Below are 18,844 nucleotides of genomic sequence, written 5' to 3'. Positions count from 1 at the left end.
ACCGGCGCACCGGAAGGCCACCCTCCCGCTGAGAGGAGCGCCCGGTGCAGCACGTTTCGCCCGTCGCCGTACGGGCCCGTCAGCCGGCCGTCGCCGGTGCGCCGTTCTACTGCGACGCCCGCGACTACGGACTCTGTGGCGACGGGGTGACGAACGACCAGCCGGCGCTCGCCGCCCTGGTGGACCGGCTCGGCGACGGCTACGCCGCCGACGGGCGGGCCCGAGTGATCTACTGCCCGCCGGGCATCTACTCGATCCGGGACGCCGGCACGGTGTGGCGCAGCGGCGTCTCGCTGATCGGTGCCGGCCCCGCCGCCACCCGGTTCCTGCTCAGCAACGTCGGGAACCGCACCGACCCGACCCCGCTGGCGTTCTGGACCACCGTGCAGCACGGCGCCGACCGGGACCGGCACATCGCCGACTGCACCTTCGCCGACTTCGAGATCGACGGGTCCGGGGTGGCGATGGCGGAGTACAACTACCTCGCCAAGGGCCTCGGCCTCCAGTACGTGGTGCGCGGCGTCTTCCGCAACCTCTACATCCACCACACCGCCGCCACCGGACTCGGCTGCGACTTCCTCCAGGACAGCCTGATCGACGGCGTCGTGGTGGTCGGTTGCGGGCGGCTGGACAACGGCGAGCAGATGGGCGGCGCCGGGATCGGGGTGGGCATCGGCGGTTGGGGCGCGGTGGAACGGCTGACCATCGCCAACTGCACCACCATGGCAAACGGCACCAACGGGATCTTCCTGGAGTTGCAGAAGGACTACTGGTCGCCGCCGCGGGGTTACCGGATCATCGGCTGTCACAGCGAGGGCAACCGGTTCGGCATCTCCGACTGGGGTGCCGATGGGCTGATCGTCTCGGCCTGCACGATGACCGGCAACCTGGAGGCCGGCTTCGACATCTCCGCCGAGGGCACCGCCGGCGTCGCCGGGCGGGGCGGGGTGCTGACCGACTGTGTCATCGACGGCAACGGCTGCGACGGGATCAGCATGGGCAACACACCCGGGCCGTACACCATCCGGGGTAACCGGATCAGCGGTAACGGTCGGCATGGCTACCACGGGCACGACCTGGGGCACGGCTACCAGGGCCCGGCGATGGACGTGGTGATCGAGAGCAACGAGTTCTGGGGCAACGGCCTCGACGCCGTCCGGGTGGACCGCCCGATGACCGACGCGGTGCTGCTCAACAACCGGCTGCGTAACAACGGACGGCAGTGCGGCGAGGCCGCCACCGGTGGCGGGGAGAGCGTTCGCTACAGCGAGCGGTCGATGGTGGACCGGGCCGCCCACTGGCCACACGACGGTCACCGCGGCAAGGTGCTGCGGGTCGGTAAGCGGGTCGCGATGGTGGCGGCGAACAACGACACCGAGTTGACCCTCGCTCCGGTACGCCCCGGAGCGTTCAGCGGGTGGAGCGGTGACACGCCGAAGCCGGGCACTCCGTACGAGTTGGTTGCCGCGCCGGAGACCCGGGCCGGCATCGCCATCAACGCGCACTTCGACTCTGCCACCGTGCGTGGCAACCGGATCTGGGACAACCACGACGACCAGACCCAGACCCACGGGTTGTGGATCACCGGGAGGGGTAGCTGCGTGGCCTGCCGGGTGGAGGACAACGACCTGGCCGGCAACGGCGCCGGCGGGATGCGGCTCGACACTCCACCGGTCGGTGGGCGTTGGAGTGGTAACCACGACGAGCACGACTGGAGTTGAGCCCTGGCGCGTCGGCGGCGGCGACCCGACCGGGCCGCCGCCGCCGACGGGCGGTCAGCCGGCCAGGCCGGCCACCGGGTCAGGATCCAGCACGACGGTCGCCGTGCCGGTCTGCGGCGGCACACCGGGCTCGGTCGGCGCGTCGGTGTACTCCGCGACGAAGACCGCGGTGAGGTTGTCCGCCCCGCCGTGCCCGCCGTCCACGAAGGTGGCGATGGTCCCGGCGCACCCGGTCGCCGAGGAGAGCGGGTGCCCGTGCTCGTCGTGGCCGAGCACGTAGGTGACCTTCACCCGGGAGCAGTCCACCGGCAGGTCGTCGGTGACCTTCACCTGGTACGCGACCGTCTGCCCGAACTGGAAGGGCTGCCCGGCCACCGGGGTGACGAACTCGACGATCGGCGCGCGCGGCCCGACCAGCAGCGGCAAAGTCGCCGCCGCGGAGCGTCCGGTGCGGTCGGTCACCTTCACCGTGGGCGTGTACGAACCGTTCTCCTGGAAGGTCCAGGTCGGGTTCGGGTCGGTGCTGTCCACCGAACCGTCCGCGTTGAAGTCCCACGCGTAGCGCAGCGGGTCACCGTCCGGGTCGGTGGTGCCGGCGCTGGAGAAGGCGACGGTCAGCGGCGCCTGCCCGGCGGTCGGGTCCGCGCTGATCTTCGGGATCGGCGTCCGGTTGCCCCGGACGAAGTCGATCCGGGACAGCTGGGCGTCCGGGTTCTCGGCGAAGTAGCCGTCGCCGTACTCCAGCACGTAGAGCGCGCCGTCCGGCCCGAACTCCATGTCCATCGGGTTGTCCACCACCAGGGATGGCACCACCGGACGGATGTCCTTCACGTCGCCGTCGGAGTCGAGCCGGAACTCCTTGATGTAGTCCCGGGTCCACTCGTAGAACAGCGGCACCCCGTCGTAGTAGGCCGGCCACCGGGTGCGGGAGGTGCTGGTCCCGTCGTAGTCGTACGCCGGGCCGCCCATCGGCCCGATGCCACCGGTGCCCAGCTGGGGGAACTCCCCGGAGGCGGCGGACGGGTACCAGACCTCCGGCTGCTCGACCGGCGGCAGTTGCCGCTTGCCGGTGTTGTGGGGTGAGTCGTTGACCGGGCGCTTGCAGTTGAACTTCGCCCCGGACTCGCCGGTGGCGAAGTCGTAGTCGCGGTAGGCGATCGTCGGCGTCACGCAGTACGGCCAGCCGTAGTTCGCCGGCTTGTCGATCTGCATCCACCGGCCGTGCCCGGCCGGCCCTCGCGCGGGGTTGGACGACGAGGCGTCCGGGGAGTAGTCGGCCAGGTAGACGTTGTCGGTACGCCGGTCGACGGCGAACCGGAACGCGTTGCGCAGCCCCATCGCGTAGATCTCCGAGCGCGTCTTCGCGGTCCCCGGCTTGAACAGGTTGCCGGCCGGCACCGTGTAGCCACCGCCGGGCTTCACCCGGATGCGCAGCAGTTTGCCGCGCAGGTCGTTGGTGTTGGCGGAGGTGCGCTGGGCGTCGAACGCCGGGTTGCGGTCGGCCCGCTCGTCGATCGGAATGAAGCCGTCGGAGAAGAACGGGTTCGTGTCGTCGCCGGTGGACAGGTACAGGTTGCCCTTGCCGTCGAAGTCGATCTGGCCGCCGACGTGGCAGCAGATGCCCCGATCGGTGGGCACGTCGATGATCTGCTGCTCGGTGCTGAGGTTCAGCCGCATCCCGTCCAGCTTGAACCGGGACAGCCGCAGCGCGCCCCGGAACCGCTGCCAGTCCGCCTCGGTGCCGACCAGCGGCGCGTCCCCCTCGTTGACGTCGGGGGTGGCCGGGTCGTCCACCGGGGTGTTCAGGGGCGGCGAGTAGTAGAGGTAGACCCACTTGTTCTTGGCGAAGTCCGGGTCGATGGCGACCCCCTGCAGCCCTTCCTCGTCGTGCTCGTACACCGGGATGTCGGCGGCCAGGGTGTTCAGCCCGGTGCGCGGGTCGTGGATGCGCACCTCGCCGGTGCGGGAGGTGTGCAGCACCCGCAGGTCGGGCAGGACGGCGAGACTCATCGGCTCGCCCGGGAAGTCGTTCAGTGTCACCTTCTGGAAGCTGCTGTCCGGCGGCGCGGCGGCCGGCGCGGGCGCGGCGGTCGCGGCTGTCGGTGGTGCGGCCAGGCCGGCCGTCACCAGCAGCAGGGCGGACACGAATGCGGTCCTGTTCATCAGGTCGTCCCCCGAGGAGTGGTGGTCAGTACCGGAGTGAGGCGAGATAGTCGAAGCCGACCCGGGCGGTGTCCAGGGCGTCAGCGGGGGCGCGCGGCGGGGTGCCCGCATCGTCGCGTTCCACGATGTACTCCTCGATGCCAGCCTCCCGCTCGTGGGCGAAGATCCGGCCGAAGTCGATGACGCCGTCCCCGAGATCGGCGAAGCCGCCCTCGACGTCGAGGTCCTTGACGTGCACCTGGCGGATCCGGCCGCGGTTGGCCCGGATCACGTCAACCGGGTCGTGTGCCCCGCGCCAGGTCCAGTAGAGGTCGAGTTCGAAGTGGACCAGCCGCGGGTCGGTCTGCCCGGTGAGGATGTCGAAGCCGGTGGAGCCGTCGGTCAGTGGCACGAACTCCAGTTGGTGGTTGTGGTAGCCGAAGTCCAGCCCGGCGCGCTCGGCGAGCCGGCCGGCCTGGTTCAGGTCCCGGGCCAGGGCGCGGTAGACGGCCGGGTCCCGGATCGGCTGCCCGTTGGCGTCTCGACCGAAGTACGGATGGACGATCTTCTTGCTGCCCACCACGTTCGCGTCGGCGAGGGCACGTTCCCAGGCGCCGGCGTCGAACGGTTGCGGGATGCCGGTGTGCCCGGAGGTGGACCGCAGCCCTGCCGCGTCCAGTGCGGCCCGGAACTGCGCGGCGGTACGCCCGACGAAGCCGGCGTGCTCCACCCGCCGGTAGCCGATCCGGCGCAACGCGGCCAGGGTGCCGGGCAGGTCGGCGGCGAGCTGGTCGCGCACCGTGTAGAGCTGGATGCTGATCCGGTCCACCGGCACCCGCCGTCGGCCGTTGGAGTGCCCGGCCGACGCGGCGGTGGCCGGGCCGGCGAGCAGGCCGGCGGTGCCGAGGGCTGCGGCGGAGACGGTCGCGGCGCGGAGCACACCGCGCCGGCTGACCGGCCCGGAGACCGGTAACGGCTCCGCCTGGGTTGTCTGTTGATCCATGGTGGTGGTCCCTTCCTGACGGCTGGCACGCCGTCGGCGGCAGTCGACCGGCTGCCGCCTCCGGGCGCGCCGAACCGGCCGGATCAGGGATCCGGCGGGGACGTGACGGACGGCGCGCGGGTGCGGCCCGGACCCATCAGGAGCGGAACGCGGCGACCCGGCAGAGGTCGGCGGCAGGCTGATCGACGAATGGGCAACCTTCTATCTGAATCGCGACCCTACCCTTGCCTCCGGACGAAGGCAAAGCTTCGTCCCGATCAGCAGAAGTTTCGCTCCAGACAACAAAAGGCTGCCCTCGCGCTGCGGCACCGCCCTGACCTCCCTCGCTCCCCATGGGGCAAGCCGCTCCGTGCCGGACCACCCTCCGAGCCGAGACCGCGCCGATTCCTGCCCGGTCATTACGGGGCGAAAGCTGCGCAACTGCGGCAGAAAGTGCAAGCCCGCCGTGGTGAGGGCCGGACGGGACGTTGTGGGGCGGGTGGGTCGGGGTCGGTCGGACCGGTGCGCGGCGGGCAGGGGGGACCTGTCGTGTCTTTGTTTCGACAAGCGGCGCATTGCTGCGGAAAATGCGCCGATAAATGCGACGCCGATTATTTCCGAATGGCATGGGCACGCCAGTCGCGGCGGCGAGAATGTGGCAGAGGGAAGCCGAAAACGGGGGGACTGAACATGACGTTGAGGCGGCGATTGACGATGTTGGCGGTAACCATCGCAGCCGTACCGCTGGCTGTCGGCGGGTGCACCGCCGACCGGGACCCGTCGGGCAAGGGGCACGCCGCCCCGCCGGAACTCACCGTGACGCCGGGGGACAAGGCCCGCGAGGTGCCGGTCAGCGCCGAGGTGGGCACTGCGGTCAAGGGCGGGCGGGTCACCGGCGTCAAGCTCACGGACGACAAGGGCAAGCAGGTCAAGGCGGAGCCGCGGGAGGATGGCTCGGGCTGGGTGCCGAGCACGCCGTTGCAACCGAAGCGGACCTACACCGCCGAGGTGACCGCGACCGGCGACTCGGGTGCCACGACGACCCGCACGTCGACATTCACCACCATGGCCAAATCCACCAAACCGCAGATCACCAGCACCCTCTATTTCGTCGGCAACCGGACGTACGGCACCGCGATGCCGGTAACCGTGGCGTTTGACCCGGGAATTCCGAAAGAGGCCAGGGCGGACGTCCAGCGTCGGTTGTTCGTAAAGACGAATCCGCCCCAGCCGGGTGCCTGGTCGTGGCTGGAAGACGGAAGTCAGGTCTATTACCGGGCACCCGATTTCTGGCGTCCGGGGACCACGATCAGCGTCCGGGCCGGCCTGCAGGGACTGCCGATCGGCAAGGACAAGATCGGCGACGCCGAGCGGACCGCGACCTCCAAGATCGGGAAACAGGTCGCGCTGGAGATCGACAACGACACCAAGCAGATGACCGTGCTGCGCGACGGGAAGCAGGTCCGCCGGATCCCGGTCAGCCTGGGCAAGCCGAGCACGCCGACCTCCAGCGGCAAGATGGTGATCATGGAGAAGCACGAGCGGACCACGTTCGACACCCGCGGTGAGCCGGACGGAGGCTACGTGGTCGACGTCGACGACGCCCAGCGACTCACCTGGGGTGGCGAGTTCATCCACTCGGCCCCCTGGTCGGAGGGCGACCAGGGCAGCACCAACGTCTCGCACGGGTGCACGAACGTCGCCGCCACCGCGGCGGACTGGTTGATGGGTGTGACCCAGGTCGGCGACCTGGTCACCGTGAAGGGCACCGAGGTGGAGTTGCAGGCCGGCAACGGCTGGACGGCGTGGAACGTGAGCTGGGACGAGTTCATCCGGGGCAGCGCCCTGCCGGTGCCGGCCGGGCTGCGGCCCGCACCGGTCGCCCCGGCGCACCCGGGCGCGGTGGCCGGCGGGTCACCCGCACCGGCGCCCTCGGTCAGCGGTCGCTGAGACACCACAGACGGCCTCCGGGGCCGGCCCGCCGACTCGGCGGGTCGGCCCCGGCCGGCTTTCGGCGGGCGCTCAGTCCAGCGGTACCCGGGCCACCCCGGGCCCGATCAGGCTGCCCAACCAGAGTTGGTCGCCGTGCTGGCGTACCCCGGTGATCATCCAGTAGTGCCCGGCCGGGCCGTGCAGCGTACGGAGGATCACGCCCGCGCCGTCGACCAGCGCGACCAGCCCGTAGCGCTTCGGTTGTGGCTGCATCGCGTCGGGCAGCAACGCGGCGATCTGGCGTAGGCGAGGGTGCGGCAGGAGCCGCTCGGCGATCGGGACCCGCGGGCTGGGTAGCGCGATCCAGTACGTCCCGTCACCCACCGCGGAGAGATTGTCCGGATAGGCGGGCAGGTCGGCGAGCACTCGCACCCCGCCGCCCAGCTCGACGCGGAGCAGCCGGTGGGTGGTGGTCTCCACCAGCATCAGCGCCGACTCGTCCGGGGTCAGCGCGATCCCGTTGGGGAAGTACAGCCCGTCGGCCACCACCTCGGTGCGCCCGCTGCCCGGGTGGTGGGCCAGCACCCGGCCGTTGGGGCGGTGCTCCAGCAGGTCCCGCTTCCAGTGCGAGACAGGAAACCGATCGGAGGAGTCGGTGAAGTAGATGGTGCCGTCGCGGGCCACCGTCGCGTTGTTGGCCAGGTGCACCGGCGGTGCCGTCCCGGTCAGCTCGTGTACGGCGCCGTCCGGTGTGACCCGCAGCAACCCGCGGTACGCGTCACAGACCACCAGCGCCTCACCGGACGGGTCCAACTCGATGCCGAGCGGTCGGCCGCCGGTCTCCGCCAGCAGCCGGGGTCGGGTGCCGGCCCGCGCGTCGGCCGGCCACCACCAGAGCCGGCCATCCTCGTCGCCGCTGATCACTCGTCCGGTCGGATCGACCAGTACGTCCTCCGGACCGACGGCGCCGTCGGGCAACGGCAGCAGGTCGACCTGGTCGAGCCGGCGGTCGATGGCGGCCCACGCTCCGGTGAGCGGGGGAGGGACGGTGGCCGGCTCGCGGACGGGCCGGATGAGCCGGGGCGGCCGGGGCCGGGGGATCAGCATCGTCCCATTCTCCACCGCCGATGCCCGGCCGACCGGGAGCACCGCCGCGGCGCGGCGCGGCGGCCGTCGCCGAGCACGCCTCGGACTCCCGTTGGCCGGCACGCCCGCCGGGTGGCGTGGGGTGCCGGCAGCCGTGCGTCCCCCGCAGGCCAGCGGGACCAAGGGGGCACCCTGGCCTCCGCCCTTAGGGGGAGGCGGGTGCCCTCCGGGGATGACCCTGGGCGTACCCGGAATCACTCGGTGGAGGGGCGAAACTGTCGGTGGTGGGGGCTAGATTCGTCGGTATGGGAGAGCACAGCGACCGGTTGGACGTGCAGGTCAGCGTGGGTGACCAGGTGGTCCAGGTGCGGGTGGCCGGCGAGGTCGACATCGCCACGGTGGCCGCGTTCCGGTCCGCGCTGTGGTCCGCGCCGGCCCGTCCGGTGCTCCGGCTGGAGATGTCCGAGTTGCGGCTGCTCTCCGCCGCCGGGGTGCGCACCCTGCTCGCCGCGCACCTGCGCGTCCGGGCGCGTGGTGGCGAGCTGGTCCTGGTCGATCCGACCCCGGTGGTGGCCCGAGTGCTGCGCGCCACCGGTCTGCACCGGGTGATGCCGGTGTTGGAGCCGGCCCGGGTTGTCGAGGCCGAGCGACGCCGGATGCCCCCGTCCTCGACCCTGGTGCTGGCCGCCTGACCATCGCCGCCGGGCCCGGGCACCGCGCGGCCGTCCGCCTCACCAGACCATGACCACCGGACCGCACCGGACCGCACCGGACCGTGGCACCGGGACCGCACCCGGACCGTGGCCACCCGGCCTTCCTCAGGCCCTGGTGGACGGGCCGAGCGGGGCCGCCGGCGTGGGCCGGCGACCCCCACGTTTCGTCAGCGCACGTCGAGCAGGTCGACGACGAAGATCAGCGTCTCGCCCGGCTTGATGACGCCGGCCGCGCCGCGGTCGCCGTACCCCAGGTGCGGCGGGATGGTGAGGCGGCGCCGGCCGCCGACGCGCATGCCGATCACGCCCTGGTCCCAGCCGGCGATGACCTGGCCGCCGCCGAGCGGGAACTCGAACGCCTCACCCCGGTTCCAGGACGAGTCGAACTCGCCGCCGGTGGAGTGCGACACGCCCACGTAGTGCACGCTGGCCAGTTGGCCCGGCTCGGCCTGCGGGCCCTCGCCCACGGTGATGTCCTCGATCACGAGGTCGGCCGGCGGCGCACCCTCGATCGGACCCACCTCGGGCTTGCCGGATCGGGCGCCTGCTGCCTGGTTCATGCGGGGATCTCCTGCCGTGCTGGGTGATGTGTCCGGTCACCGTCGATCCTGCCGGATCGCACCCCACCGATGTGCGGCGGACCCGCCACCTGGCCCGGGAGCATTTTGGCGGAACCCGCTGCCTGCGGGCGGCACCCCCGGCGGAATGGCGCGACCCGCCGGGCGCACCGGGCGGCGGCGGGTCGGGCACACGTGTGTCGGCGGGGGGGGCCCCGGGGGGGGCCCCCCCCGGGGGGGGGGGGGGGGGGGGGGGGGGGGGGGGGGGGGGGGGGGGGGCGGCCGCCCCCGGCCCCCCCCCCCCCCCCGAGGGGTGAAGCGGTGTGGGTCACCGCAGCCAGGGCATCCGCTGGACGATCGGCAGCCGTGCCCAGACCCGGCCGAGGCCCCAGGTGTCGCCGGCGTTGACCAGCGCCAGCACCGCCAGCACCGCGGCGTAGATCAGGTGGTCGTCCATGAAGGGGTTGTTCTCCGGAGGCAGGACCGCGGTCCACATCATGACCAGGAGCAGTCCGCCGGCCACGGCGGCGACCCGCATGCCGATACCGAGCAGCAGGGCGACACCGATCCCGGCCAGGCCGATCATGAACAGCCAGTCCGCCCAGGCTGCCCCGGCGATGTTGGCGTAGATGTCCTTGAACGGTCCGGTCACGCCGAAGGTGAGGAACCCCTTGGTCGGGCTGCCCCCGTTGATCCAGGCGTTCTTCGACTCGGTGGCCATCCCGAAGCCAAACAGCTTGTCGATGAACGCCCAGAGGAAGATCCAGCCGAGCGCCATCCGGGTGCCGGCCAGGATGTACCGGACGGCCCTTTCCCGGGTGGTGCCCGCCGCCGGAGCGTTGGTCTCGGCGGTGATCCGCTCGGTCGTCGCGGTCATGGTCTCCACGTCCCTTCTCTGCCTCGCACCGCGCTTCTCGGTGGCATCTCAAGTGGACACCCGTCGCACTGTCGGGCAGCAGGGCCGACGGACCGCAAAGGCCCGGGACCTTGGACCCCCCACGGCGCGGTCCGGCGACCCTGACCGTGACCGTCGGTCGGTCGTAGCGTCCGAGGTGGAGTTACGAAAGGGAGGCCGTGATGAGGACCTGGCAGGTGGGCGACGTGATGACCCGGGAGGTCGTGACCGTGGTGGCGGACACCCCGTACCGGGAGATGGTCGACCTGTTGCTGCGCCGCGGCGTGAGCGCGGTGCCGGTGATCGACGGGTTCCGCCGGGTGCTGGGCGTGGTGTCCGAGGCGGACCTGCTGCACCGCATCGAGCGTGCCGGCGAGCCGGCGCAGCGTCGGATCTTCGAGAGCCGCCGACAGCGCGACGCGCGGGGCAAGAGCGAGGCGTTGCTGGCCCGCGATCTGATGACCGCGCCAGCGGTCACCACGTGCCCGCAGGCGTCGTTGCCGGCCGCCGCCCGGCTGCTGGATCACGAACAGGTCAAGCGGCTGCCGGTGCTGGACGACCTGGGTCGGCTGGTCGGCATCGTCAGCCGCGCCGACCTGCTGCGGGTGCACCTGCGCTCGGACGCCGAGATCCGCGAGGACGTGGTGCAGGAAGTGCTGCGTCGGGTGCTCGCCGTGCGGGACGGTCTGGTCACCGTCGAGGTCCGCCATGGCGAGGTCACCCTGGCGGGCCGGCTGGACCGCCGCTCCGCCGTCGACCTAGCCGGCCGGCTCGCGGCCCAGGTCAGTGGCGTCGTGCAGGTGACCAACTCGATCGGTTACGACGCCGATGACACCCTTCCCGATCCGACGCAGGTGATGCCGGTCGCCTGATCATCGCCGCCGGCCCGGCGGCCGGCGCGCCGGCCGCCGGGGCATCGACTTCGCCGGAGCGACTTCGCCGGATCGGCCGCTCGCCTAGGCTCGGGAGCGGCCGGCCGGCGGGGCAGCGCGGCGGGTGCACAGTGGTCGACGCGGGGGGCGCCGGGTGGACGAGGCGACGGTCGCGGTGCCGCTGTGGGCCTGGGCGGCGGTCGGCGCGGTGATCGCCGTGATGCTCGCGATCGACGTGCTCATGCACCGGGACAGCCACGTCATCGAGCTGCGCGAGGCGGTGGTCTGGAGTGCTGTCTGGATCAGCGCCGGCCTGCTGTTCGGGCTGGTCGTCTGGTTCGGCCTGGGCGGCGAGCCGGCCAGCGCCTACTTCTCCGGCTATCTGCTGGAGAAGGCGCTCTCGGTGGACAACGTCTTCGTCTTCGCCCTGATCTTCGGCTATTTCCGGGTCCCGCCGGGCTACCAGCACAAGGTGCTGTTCTGGGGCGTGGTGGGCGCGCTCGTGTTCCGGCTGCTGTTCATCCTCGCCGGTGCCGAGCTGCTGGACCGGCTCAGCTGGGCCGCGTTCGTGCTGGGTGCCTTCCTGGTCTGGACCGGATGGCGGCTGGCCGTGCGCGGGAAGCCGGACGTGGACCCGGAGCGCAACCTGGTGGTCCGGCTGTTCCGGCGGGTGGTACCCACCGACGCCCAGTACCACGGTGACCGGTTCACCACCCGGGTCGCCGGCCGGCGCCAGGCCACCCTGCTGCTGGTGACGCTGGTCGCCATCGAGGCCACCGACGTGGTGTTCGCCATCGACTCGGTGGCGGCGATCCTCGCCATCACCACGAACACCTTCCTGGTCTGGACGGCCACCGCGTTCGCCGTGCTGGGGCTGCGCAGCCTTTACTTCTGCCTCGCCGGCCTGCTGCGGCACTTCGGTTACCTGCGCTACGGGCTGGCCCTGCTGCTGGCCTTCGCGGGCGTCAAGCTGATCCTGGCCGAGACGCCGGTGGGCAAGCTGCCGGTCTGGTTGACCCTCGCGGTGGTGGTGCTGATCCTGGCCGTCTCCATCGCGGCCAGCATCCTGGCCATCCGGCGCGGCCGCGACGTCGCCTGACCCGCGCGGTCAGCCGGCCAGCACGGGCCGGGACAGCTGGTCGGCCAGCAGTGTGGGCGCCTCGGCCAGCGACGGGCCGTACCAGGTGAGGTGTCGCCCGGAGAGCAGGGCGCAGGGTACGCCCGGAAACGCGTCCGGCCCGTCGTCGGCGGTGAACCGGTACGGCTCGTCGGGCAGCACCACCAGCTCCGGCTTGCGCTCACGCAGCTCGGCCAGGCTCGGGCGGGGATAGCGCTCGGGCTGCTGGTCGTACGCGTTGACCACGCCGAGCCGGCGGAGCACGTCGCTGGCGAACGTGTCGTCGGCGAGCACCACCCAGGGTCGACGCCAGACCGGCACCACCGCCCGGCGGGGCGGCGCGAGCCGGGGCGGATCCGCCCACGCCCGCCGGGCCGCCCGCAGCCAGGTCGGCTCCGCCGGCGCACCCAGCTCGGCCAGCAGTTCGGCCAGCTCGGTCAACGCCCCGGAGACGGTACGCGGATAGGTAACCCGCACCGGCACACCGGCCGCCCGCAGCGCCTCCGCGTCGACCCGGCGGTTCTCCTCCACGTTCAGCAGCACCAGGTCCGGCCGCAGTGCCCGGACCCGGTCCAGGTCCGGGTACTTGCTGCCGCCGACCCGGGCGACGTCCAGCCCGGCCGGGTGGCTGCACCAGTCGGTGGCCCCGACCAGCACTCCCGGCAGGGTCAGCGCCACCGCCTCGGTCAGCGACGGCACCAGCGACACCACCCGCACCCCGCGTACCTCCGTCCGCCACCCGTCCCGGTACCGATCATGCCGGCTGGCGCCGCGCGGCGCGGGTCAGGGGCGGCCGGGCTCGATCCGGGCGGTCACGTCGAGGTGCGCCGGTTGGCAGTCGGCGGTCGTCGCGAACCGGCGGACCGCGGCGTGGACGTGCTCGCGTACGCCGGCGGCCCCGGCGTCGGCGGTCATGTCCACCCGGATCCACACGTCGGGGCGCGGTGGTGCGCCGGTGAGCATCACGTGGGCGCGGCGTACACCGGGGTTGCCGGTCAGGTCGCGTTCCAGCGCGTGGGCGAGGACCTCGGCGGCCAGTCGGGTACGGCCGGGCCGGCGCCCGGGGTGGCTCAGTGTGCCCCGCAGTGCCCGGCCGGGCCGGCGCAGTTCCCGGTCCAGCAGGCGCTGCCCGGAGAGGGCGACCAGCACTCCGGCCACCGCCGCGGCCAGGGTGCTCCACGGCGCTGCCAGCCGCCACCGGTCCAGCAGCCCGGGGCCGAGCAGTACCGCACCGGGATCACCGCCGGGCAGCACGCCGAAGCTGACGGCAAGCGCCGCCGCTCCGCTCGCCACCAGCAGCAGCGCGATGATGGTCCACAGCAGTCGGTGTGCGGCGTCGGTCATGCGGGCCGCCCTCCGGGCAGCAACCGGACCTCGATCCGGCCGGTGCGCTGCGCGGCGAGTCGGTGTAGCTCCTGGTGCACCGCGAACTCGACCTCGGCGCGGGTCGCCGGGTCGCCGCTCGCGCGCACCCGGGGGCGCCACTGGTCGCCGCGTCGACGGACCCGCACGCGGGCCCGGTGGACGCCCGGCACGGCACGCGCCGCGTCGGCCAGCCGGCGCTCCACACAGCGGCGGTGCAGGTACCAGCCGTCCCGCTCGTCGATGCGCAGCCGGACCGGCGTCCAGCGGCGCAACTGGGCGATCAGGATGGACAGCCCGAGCAGCAACGCCGCGCCGGCCATCGCCCGGACCGTCGGGTCGCGCCACTGGGTGTTGGTCAGCGCGTCGTACCCGCCGGTCCGGGGGAACAGCGGCGCCGGGCGATCCAGCGTGACCAGCAGCGCCTGTACGGCCAGCAGCGCGCCGCCGGCGAGCAGGGCGGCGGCCAGTAGCAGCGAGGCGATCCGGTTGGCGGTCCGCATGTCCGCCTCCGGCCGTCTGGCCGGTCGCCCTGTCCCGGCGCCGTCCGCGCCGGGGACGAGCAGGTCGTCCACCGTGACGGTCACCGCGGCCACGGCGAGCCCGGTGCCGGCGGATACCCGGTCGGCGACCGCCCTCCGGACCGCCTCGGCGACGGCGGGCACGCTGTGCCCGTACGAGGTGACCAGGTGCAGGTCGAGGCCCACGGACCGGTCGGCCAGGCGGACGGCGGCCGGGTGTACGCCGGATACGCCCGGCACCCGGCCGGCCGCGTCGACCGCGATCCGCGCGACGTCCGGCGCCCCGGCGGCACCCCGTTCTCGCCGGTTCGCGCCAACGCGCGGGCTGCTCCCGGTGCTTGGATTCCCGCTGGCGCTCCGGGCTGGGCCGGCGGTCGGGACGGACGGGCGGGTGGCGATGGGTCGCTGGGGGAGTTTGTGGTGTCGCCCAGCTCGATCAGCGCGGGGTCGCCGGAGGATGGTCGGATCACCAGCCCGGCGAGGCCGGCGAGCAGGGCGAGGGCGGTCACTCTGGCGCGGGCGAGCGCCCAGACTGCCATCGGCGAGGCCGCCGAACTGCTGTCGCGACATGCTGACCTCCCGGCCGGCCCGCTACCGGCGACCCCGCTGGATACACCAGGCGAGGACCTCTGGAACACGACGCTCCTGTGATGCCGGTCACAGTGGCGGTCCAGCGCTGGCACCGTCCGGCCGCCGTTGACGCTTCTACAACGTTGCAAGGCCCCTTCGTCCCCAGGAGGGCCTCAATGCGGGTCCCCTCGGTTCCCTTGACCGATCCGGCAGAAGCACACCATCGAGGGCCCGGTGATGGGCGCGCCGAGTAGCGGTCGGTGGGCGCGCGGGTCCGGCCGGTTGGGGCGGCGCCGGCCGCACCGCCGAGGCGAGCACCATGATCGACCGCCTAGACTCGGCCCGGCGCGACCGACCGGCGGATGGATCAGGCAGATGACGAGCACCGTCAGCGACGACCTCGGCTGGCTGCGGGCGCTGCCCGCCGACGGTGGGCGGGACACGCTGCTCACCCGCGCCGGCCACCGGGTCCACCCGGCGCGCCGGCTCAGCGAGCTGGTCCAGGGGCGTCCGCCCGGCGTCACCGGCAGCCAGTGGAGCTCGGCCAGCCGGGCCGGCTTCGACTTCGTGATCTGCGCCGCCGACACCGGGCGTCCGATCGTCGCCGTGGAGATCGGCCCGGTCGCTGCGGCCGGCTCGGCACAGCAGCGCGCCGAGCGGCTCAAGGACGCGGTGAGCGCGGCGGTCGGGCTGCCGGTGCTGCGCGTCGGGTCGCCCACGCTGCGGGCGGCCGAGCACGGCCGACGCCTGGTGGAGTACGTGATCGACGCGCGCGCCTACGCGGCGGGCGGCGCCGGGGACGAGGCGGCCCCGGTGGGCTTCCGGGACATCCTCGGGCGGCTGCCGGACGGCCGTACCGGCCCGGTCAATGACCTCGGCGCGTTGGCCCGCGCGGCGGCTGTCGAGGCGTACGTGGCCCGGCGGCTCGCCGACCCGATCGTGCGAGGGCTGCACGTGCGCTGGTCGGACGGCCCCGCGCAGGGGTGGAGCTGGGTGCACGTACGCCCCGACGCGTGCCTGGTGGAACGGGTCTCGGTAACCGAGCACCGCTTCTCCTGTGGCATCGACGCGGCCCGGCTTGCCGAGGACCTCGCCACGGTCGCCGTCGGGGAACGGCTACGCGCCGCCGAGATCGGTGGCCCCGATCTGCAACCGCGAGCCGAATTGACCGCGGACATCGTCGCGCTGAGCCAGCGCCGGCACGAACTGGTGGGTGGCTTCGCCTTCGACCACCTCTGCGCCGACTGACCAGCGCCTGCCGCACCTGCTGACCCTTCTCCGCACCGGCTCCGCGTCGGGTCGCGGCAATTTCCTGTGCGCCGGTTGAACCTTCCCGGTCGCCGTCCCGTACTCCTGCGCGAATGAACAGGATCTCCCCATCCGCGTCGACCGGACGCGGGAGACGGTGCGGAAAGGGCATCGTCGGCCATCGACACGTTACCGGGTAGGTCACGGTGGTCGCCGCTGTGGCGTGCCCTCTCACATCCGTCGGTCCGCCGAGGGCAGGAATCCACTACCGGATCGAGAAGGAGAGCAATTCGATGCGCAGGTCCACACGGGCGCGCCGGTCATCCGGCAACGCGCGGAGCAAGCGTCTGCTGGCCGTTGTCGGCACGCTCGTGGTCTTCGGCGGAGTCGTCGCCGTGACCCAGATTTCGTCGGCCCAGGATCGGCGGACGAACAAGCCGCGACCGGCTGCGGGGCAGTGCGTGGAGCCGAGCCCGGGCGCGACCGCGCCGACTGGCGCCGGTTCGACCACCCGGACCTGGCAGAACGGTCGTTGGGTGCGTAACCACTGGGGTGACGGGCAGCAGTCGGTCCCCGAGTGCGAGGACGGCAAGGACGGTACGTCGGGCACCGGCTCGGCCATCGCCTGCCCGGACGTGACGGCGAAGCTGCCGCAGGTGCCGGACCGGGCCCGGGCCGAGGTGGACCGCAACCTCGCGCAGTTGCAGACCCAGATCGCGGAGGCCGACCGCCGGCTGGCCGCCGAGGGCAGCAAGGGTGAGGCGTTCATCCGCAGCTCGATCCTCCAGCCACTGGCCGCCAAGCGACGTGCGGTGCTGGACCGGATCACGACCGCCATCGACCGGGTCGGGCCCCGCCCGCAGGGGCTGGCGCAGCTCGCCGAGTGTCAGGTGCAGCCGACCGGAAACACGGGCGGCAACAATGGTGGGAACACCGGCGGCAACACCGGCGGCAACAATGGTGGGAACACCGGCGGCGGCAATAACGGCGGGAACAACGGTGGCAACGCCCCCGGCGCCGGGCTCGGCGTGCTGGCCAACGACTGCGACGAGAGTCAGCTCCAGCCGCACGACGGCTTCCAGAACGGCAACCGCTGCGTGAGCACCGAGTTCGGTGAGGTCGGCGCTGCCGCCAACAACCCGTCGCTGCTGATCACCCAGTTCCCCGGTGAGGTCGGCCGCAACCAGGCCTTCACCCTGCGGGTCAGCACCCGCAACCTGATCCGGGACCGCTTCCTCGCGGCTGGTCAGGGCGGGTACTACGTGGAGAGCTCGCTGCTCAACGACCAGGGTCTGGTCCGCGGCCACTTCCACACCGCCTGCCGCATGCTGGACAGCCTGACCACCCCGCCGGAGCCGCAGGAGGTGCCCGCGTTCTTCGTGGCCACCGAGGACGGGCGCGGTAGTGCCCAGCCGGACGAGGTGACCATCCAGATCCCGGGTCTGCCGGAGTCGGGTACCGCGCAGTGCGCGGTCTGGGCCGGCGACGGCTCGCACCGGCTGCCGATGATGGAACGCGCCAACCAGACCCCGGCGTTCGACGCGGTGCGTATCGAGGTCAACTGAGTCTGAGTCGACCTGCGGCGGGGGGGGGCCCCCCCGGGGCCCCCCCCGCCGGGCCCCCCCCCCCCCCCCGCCCCCCCGCGGGGGGGTGTGGGTTGATGACAACCCCCCCCACGGGGCCGCCCCCCCCCTGGTGGGGGGGCGGGGGGTTGGGGGGGGTTGGGGGGGGGGGGCGGGGGGGGGGGGCCCCCGGGGGCCCCCCCCCGCCGGCGGCCCCCCCCCCCCCCCCCGCGCCGTGTCTACCGAGGGGAGTGATGGGGAATGACCCATCGGCCCGAAAGGCGGCCGCGGACAATCTGACGGGGCCACGCCGTTTCCGGCGGGCCCCGTCTGTGTGTCGTCCGGTCAGCGGTTCTTGTACGCCTCAACCACCTCGACCGGGATCCGGCCCCGTTCGGAAATCTTGTAGCCGTTCTTGACGGCCCATTCCCGGATGGCCCGGTTCTGCTCCCGATCCATTCCGGCGCCGCTGGGTCGCCCCGGCCGCCGGACTGCGCGAGCGCCCTCAACCGGGCCCCGCCCGATGCGCCGACCCGCATTGATGTACGGATCCAGCGACTTGCGCAGGACGCCGGCATTCTCGTCGGAGACGTCGATCGTGTAGGCCACGCCGTCGAGACTGAACTCGACCGTCCGGTCTGCCTTCCCACCGTCGAGGTCGTCGGTCAGCACCGTGATTACTTTTCTCGCCATTGCCGATTACTCCCTGTGTGTGGCGGGATGTGTCCAAAGTCTGACCCACCACCCGGGGAAACCGCAACAATATGCGCCCTTTTCATTTCGGCGCGTCGCGATTGGTTGGCGAGCAAATCCGCGAACGGACGCCGAATCGGGGCGTTGGCCGCCTTCATTCACCCGAGCAGACCGGCTTGTCCGGCGACGGCGGCGGCCTCCGCCCGGTTGGATACCCGCAGCTTCCGCAGCAGCGTGGCGGTCATCCGTTTCACCGTTCGCTCCGAGACGTGCAGTTCCTCGGCGATGTCGACGGTGCTACGGCCGACGGCGATCGCCCGCAGCAGCCGGCGCTCCTCGTCATCCAGGTCGACCGGTGCGGCGCGCGAAGGCCGCAGCACGGCGCGCAGCAGCACCGCCCAGCCATCGAGGATGGCGAGCAGCGGGGGCAGGAGATCCCCCGGTTCGCTGGTTTTCGGTAGGTACCCCTCGGCGCCGGCGCGCAGCGCGTCCAAGGCGGGCGCCGGGTCGGCCGCGCTGTTCGTCCTGCTCTGACCGACGCGTTCCGTACCGAAGGAGAACTGATGTCGTCCGTCGTCGCACCCACCCGGGAGACCGGGCTGGTTCCCCTGGCCCGGACCCGGATGAAGCTGGTGGTCTTCGCGGCGCTGACCGTGCTCGCCGCCGCCGCCGGGCTGCCCGGCCGGATCGTGGTCGCCCTGGCCGCGATCAGCCTCGCCATCCCGCTCGCCGTGGGGATCGCCGGTGGCGGCCGGCTGGCGCGTGAGCTGCTGCTGCCGGCCCGCCGACCGGAGCCGGACAGTGGCCTGGGTCACACTCCGGAACAAGGGGAACGCTTTGTTACTTGAGTGAGACACGCTCAAGTCAACGC

Annotated in this window: 18 protein-coding genes; 8 read left to right on the top strand and 10 right to left on the bottom strand. The window is 72.6% G+C overall.

The genetic code is table 11. The features are described 5' to 3' along the window. The first annotated feature begins 44 nt into the window (after positions 1–44). Entirely contained in the window at positions 45–1,721 is a 1,677-nt protein-coding gene (locus tag ACFY29_RS00350; RefSeq protein ID WP_386981968.1) for a right-handed parallel beta-helix repeat-containing protein, read from the top strand. A gap of 54 nt (positions 1,722–1,775) precedes the next feature. Here the strand turns inward: ACFY29_RS00350 and ACFY29_RS00345 are convergent, their stop codons facing one another. Beyond that, positions 1,776–3,884, bottom strand: coding sequence for a PQQ-dependent sugar dehydrogenase (locus ACFY29_RS00345; RefSeq protein WP_386981965.1), 2,109 nt, complete (start codon positions 3,882–3,884; stop codon positions 1,776–1,778). Between the two features lie 25 nt (positions 3,885–3,909). Then, positions 3,910–4,866 carry a TIM barrel protein gene (locus tag ACFY29_RS00340; RefSeq protein WP_386981962.1) on the bottom strand — a complete coding sequence of 319 codons (957 nt, stop codon included), beginning with the start codon at positions 4,864–4,866 and terminating at the stop codon, positions 3,910–3,912. A gap of 669 nt (positions 4,867–5,535) precedes the next feature. Between ACFY29_RS00340 and ACFY29_RS00335 the strand changes: the two genes are divergently transcribed. Continuing rightward, positions 5,536–6,795 (top strand): Ig-like domain-containing protein, encoded by a 1,260-nt coding sequence (locus tag ACFY29_RS00335; RefSeq protein ID WP_386981959.1) that lies wholly within the window; start codon positions 5,536–5,538, stop codon positions 6,793–6,795. 72 nt (positions 6,796–6,867) lie between these two features. Here the strand turns inward: ACFY29_RS00335 and ACFY29_RS00330 are convergent, their stop codons facing one another. Further along, positions 6,868–7,884: an SMP-30/gluconolactonase/LRE family protein gene (locus tag ACFY29_RS00330; protein WP_386981957.1), complete on the bottom strand. Its 1,017-nt coding sequence runs from the start codon at positions 7,882–7,884 to the stop codon at positions 6,868–6,870. A gap of 284 nt (positions 7,885–8,168) precedes the next feature. Here ACFY29_RS00330 and ACFY29_RS00325 point away from each other — a divergent pair, with 284 nt between their 5' ends. Further along, a complete protein-coding gene (locus tag ACFY29_RS00325) occupies positions 8,169–8,555 on the top strand; it encodes an STAS domain-containing protein (RefSeq protein WP_328416420.1) in 387 nt (128 codons plus the stop codon). A 188-nt stretch (positions 8,556–8,743) separates the two neighbouring features. Here the strand turns inward: ACFY29_RS00325 and ACFY29_RS00320 are convergent, their stop codons facing one another. Next, positions 8,744–9,136, bottom strand: a complete 393-nt coding sequence (locus ACFY29_RS00320) for an FKBP-type peptidyl-prolyl cis-trans isomerase (protein WP_328416422.1) — start codon at positions 9,134–9,136, stop codon at positions 8,744–8,746. Between the two features lie 325 nt (positions 9,137–9,461). Continuing rightward, a complete protein-coding gene (locus tag ACFY29_RS00315) occupies positions 9,462–10,019 on the bottom strand; it encodes a hypothetical protein (RefSeq protein WP_328416424.1) in 558 nt (185 codons plus the stop codon). A 191-nt stretch (positions 10,020–10,210) separates the two neighbouring features. Here ACFY29_RS00315 and ACFY29_RS00310 point away from each other — a divergent pair, with 191 nt between their 5' ends. Both ACFY29_RS00310 and ACFY29_RS00305 read left to right on the top strand, forming a co-directional pair. Then, complete coding sequence (locus tag ACFY29_RS00310; protein ID WP_355611374.1) at positions 10,211–10,900, top strand: CBS domain-containing protein; 690 nt, start codon at positions 10,211–10,213, stop codon at positions 10,898–10,900. 220 nt (positions 10,901–11,120) lie between these two features. Next, positions 11,121–11,999 carry a TerC family protein gene (locus ACFY29_RS00305; RefSeq protein WP_386984570.1) on the top strand — a complete coding sequence of 293 codons (879 nt, stop codon included), beginning with the start codon at positions 11,121–11,123 and terminating at the stop codon, positions 11,997–11,999. A 9-nt stretch (positions 12,000–12,008) separates the two neighbouring features. Here the strand turns inward: ACFY29_RS00305 and ACFY29_RS00300 are convergent, their stop codons facing one another. From ACFY29_RS00300 to ACFY29_RS00290, 3 genes are all read right to left on the bottom strand, one after another. Further along, a complete protein-coding gene (locus tag ACFY29_RS00300) occupies positions 12,009–12,734 on the bottom strand; it encodes a helical backbone metal receptor (RefSeq protein WP_386981952.1) in 726 nt (241 codons plus the stop codon). A 66-nt stretch (positions 12,735–12,800) separates the two neighbouring features. After that, complete coding sequence (locus ACFY29_RS00295; RefSeq protein ID WP_386981949.1) at positions 12,801–13,361, bottom strand: hypothetical protein; 561 nt, start codon at positions 13,359–13,361, stop codon at positions 12,801–12,803. Continuing rightward, entirely contained in the window at positions 13,358–14,140 is a 783-nt protein-coding gene (locus ACFY29_RS00290; RefSeq protein WP_386981946.1) for an Asp23/Gls24 family envelope stress response protein, read from the bottom strand. Before ACFY29_RS00290 ends, ACFY29_RS00295 begins: the two co-directional genes overlap by 4 nt. Positions 14,141–14,845: 705 nt before the next feature. Between ACFY29_RS00290 and ACFY29_RS00285 the strand changes: the two genes are divergently transcribed. Together ACFY29_RS00285 and ACFY29_RS00280 are read left to right on the top strand one after the other, a co-directional pair. Beyond that, positions 14,846–15,718 (top strand): DUF2726 domain-containing protein, encoded by an 873-nt coding sequence (locus ACFY29_RS00285; RefSeq protein ID WP_355611359.1) that lies wholly within the window; start codon positions 14,846–14,848, stop codon positions 15,716–15,718. Between the two features lie 293 nt (positions 15,719–16,011). Continuing rightward, complete coding sequence (locus tag ACFY29_RS00280; RefSeq protein WP_386981943.1) at positions 16,012–17,283, top strand: hypothetical protein; 1,272 nt, start codon at positions 16,012–16,014, stop codon at positions 17,281–17,283. A 342-nt stretch (positions 17,284–17,625) separates the two neighbouring features. On the opposite strand, the gene ACFY29_RS00275 is transcribed toward ACFY29_RS00280, so the two are convergent. Then, the gene (locus tag ACFY29_RS00275) at positions 17,626–17,973 is read right to left on the bottom strand and encodes an Lsr2 family protein (RefSeq protein WP_328416437.1); all 348 of its coding nucleotides are present in this window, start codon (positions 17,971–17,973) and stop codon (positions 17,626–17,628) included. A 158-nt stretch (positions 17,974–18,131) separates the two neighbouring features. Then, positions 18,132–18,467: a LuxR C-terminal-related transcriptional regulator gene (locus tag ACFY29_RS00270; RefSeq protein WP_386981938.1), complete on the bottom strand. Its 336-nt coding sequence runs from the start codon at positions 18,465–18,467 to the stop codon at positions 18,132–18,134. Positions 18,468–18,536: 69 nt separating this feature from the next. Between ACFY29_RS00270 and ACFY29_RS00265 the strand changes: the two genes are divergently transcribed. Beyond that, on the top strand, positions 18,537–18,821 hold the full coding sequence (locus ACFY29_RS00265) for a hypothetical protein (protein WP_386981935.1): 285 nt from the start codon (positions 18,537–18,539) through the stop codon (positions 18,819–18,821). Positions 18,822–18,844 lie beyond the last annotated feature (23 nt).

Source organism: Micromonospora sp. NPDC000668 (genome assembly GCF_042897975.1).
Lineage (GTDB): Bacteria > Actinomycetota > Actinomycetes > Mycobacteriales > Micromonosporaceae > Micromonospora.
The sequence above is the reverse complement of the archived record's forward strand: the minus strand, read 5'-3'. Positions and strand labels throughout refer to the sequence as shown.

Coding starts and splice junctions, on each gene's coding strand:
- ACFY29_RS00335 (WP_386981959.1), top strand. CDS start 5,536: ATGACGTTGAGGCGGCGATTGACGATGTTGGCGGTAACCATCGCAGCC.
- ACFY29_RS00330 (WP_386981957.1), bottom strand. CDS start 7,884: ATGCTGATCCCCCGGCCCCGGCCGCCCCGGCTCATCCGGCCCGTCCGC.
- ACFY29_RS00320 (WP_328416422.1), bottom strand. CDS start 9,136: ATGAACCAGGCAGCAGGCGCCCGATCCGGCAAGCCCGAGGTGGGTCCG.
- ACFY29_RS00310 (WP_355611374.1), top strand. CDS start 10,211: ATGAGGACCTGGCAGGTGGGCGACGTGATGACCCGGGAGGTCGTGACC.
- ACFY29_RS00295 (WP_386981949.1), bottom strand. CDS start 13,361: ATGACCGACGCCGCACACCGACTGCTGTGGACCATCATCGCGCTGCTG.
- ACFY29_RS00280 (WP_386981943.1), top strand. CDS start 16,012: ATGCGCAGGTCCACACGGGCGCGCCGGTCATCCGGCAACGCGCGGAGC.
- ACFY29_RS00265 (WP_386981935.1), top strand. CDS start 18,537: ATGTCGTCCGTCGTCGCACCCACCCGGGAGACCGGGCTGGTTCCCCTG.
- ACFY29_RS00305 (WP_386984570.1), top strand. CDS start 11,121: ATGCTCGCGATCGACGTGCTCATGCACCGGGACAGCCACGTCATCGAG.
- ACFY29_RS00345 (WP_386981965.1), bottom strand. CDS start 3,884: ATGAACAGGACCGCATTCGTGTCCGCCCTGCTGCTGGTGACGGCCGGC.
- ACFY29_RS00325 (WP_328416420.1), top strand. CDS start 8,169: ATGGGAGAGCACAGCGACCGGTTGGACGTGCAGGTCAGCGTGGGTGAC.
- ACFY29_RS00340 (WP_386981962.1), bottom strand. CDS start 4,866: ATGGATCAACAGACAACCCAGGCGGAGCCGTTACCGGTCTCCGGGCCG.
- ACFY29_RS00275 (WP_328416437.1), bottom strand. CDS start 17,973: ATGGCGAGAAAAGTAATCACGGTGCTGACCGACGACCTCGACGGTGGG.
- ACFY29_RS00285 (WP_355611359.1), top strand. CDS start 14,846: ATGACGAGCACCGTCAGCGACGACCTCGGCTGGCTGCGGGCGCTGCCC.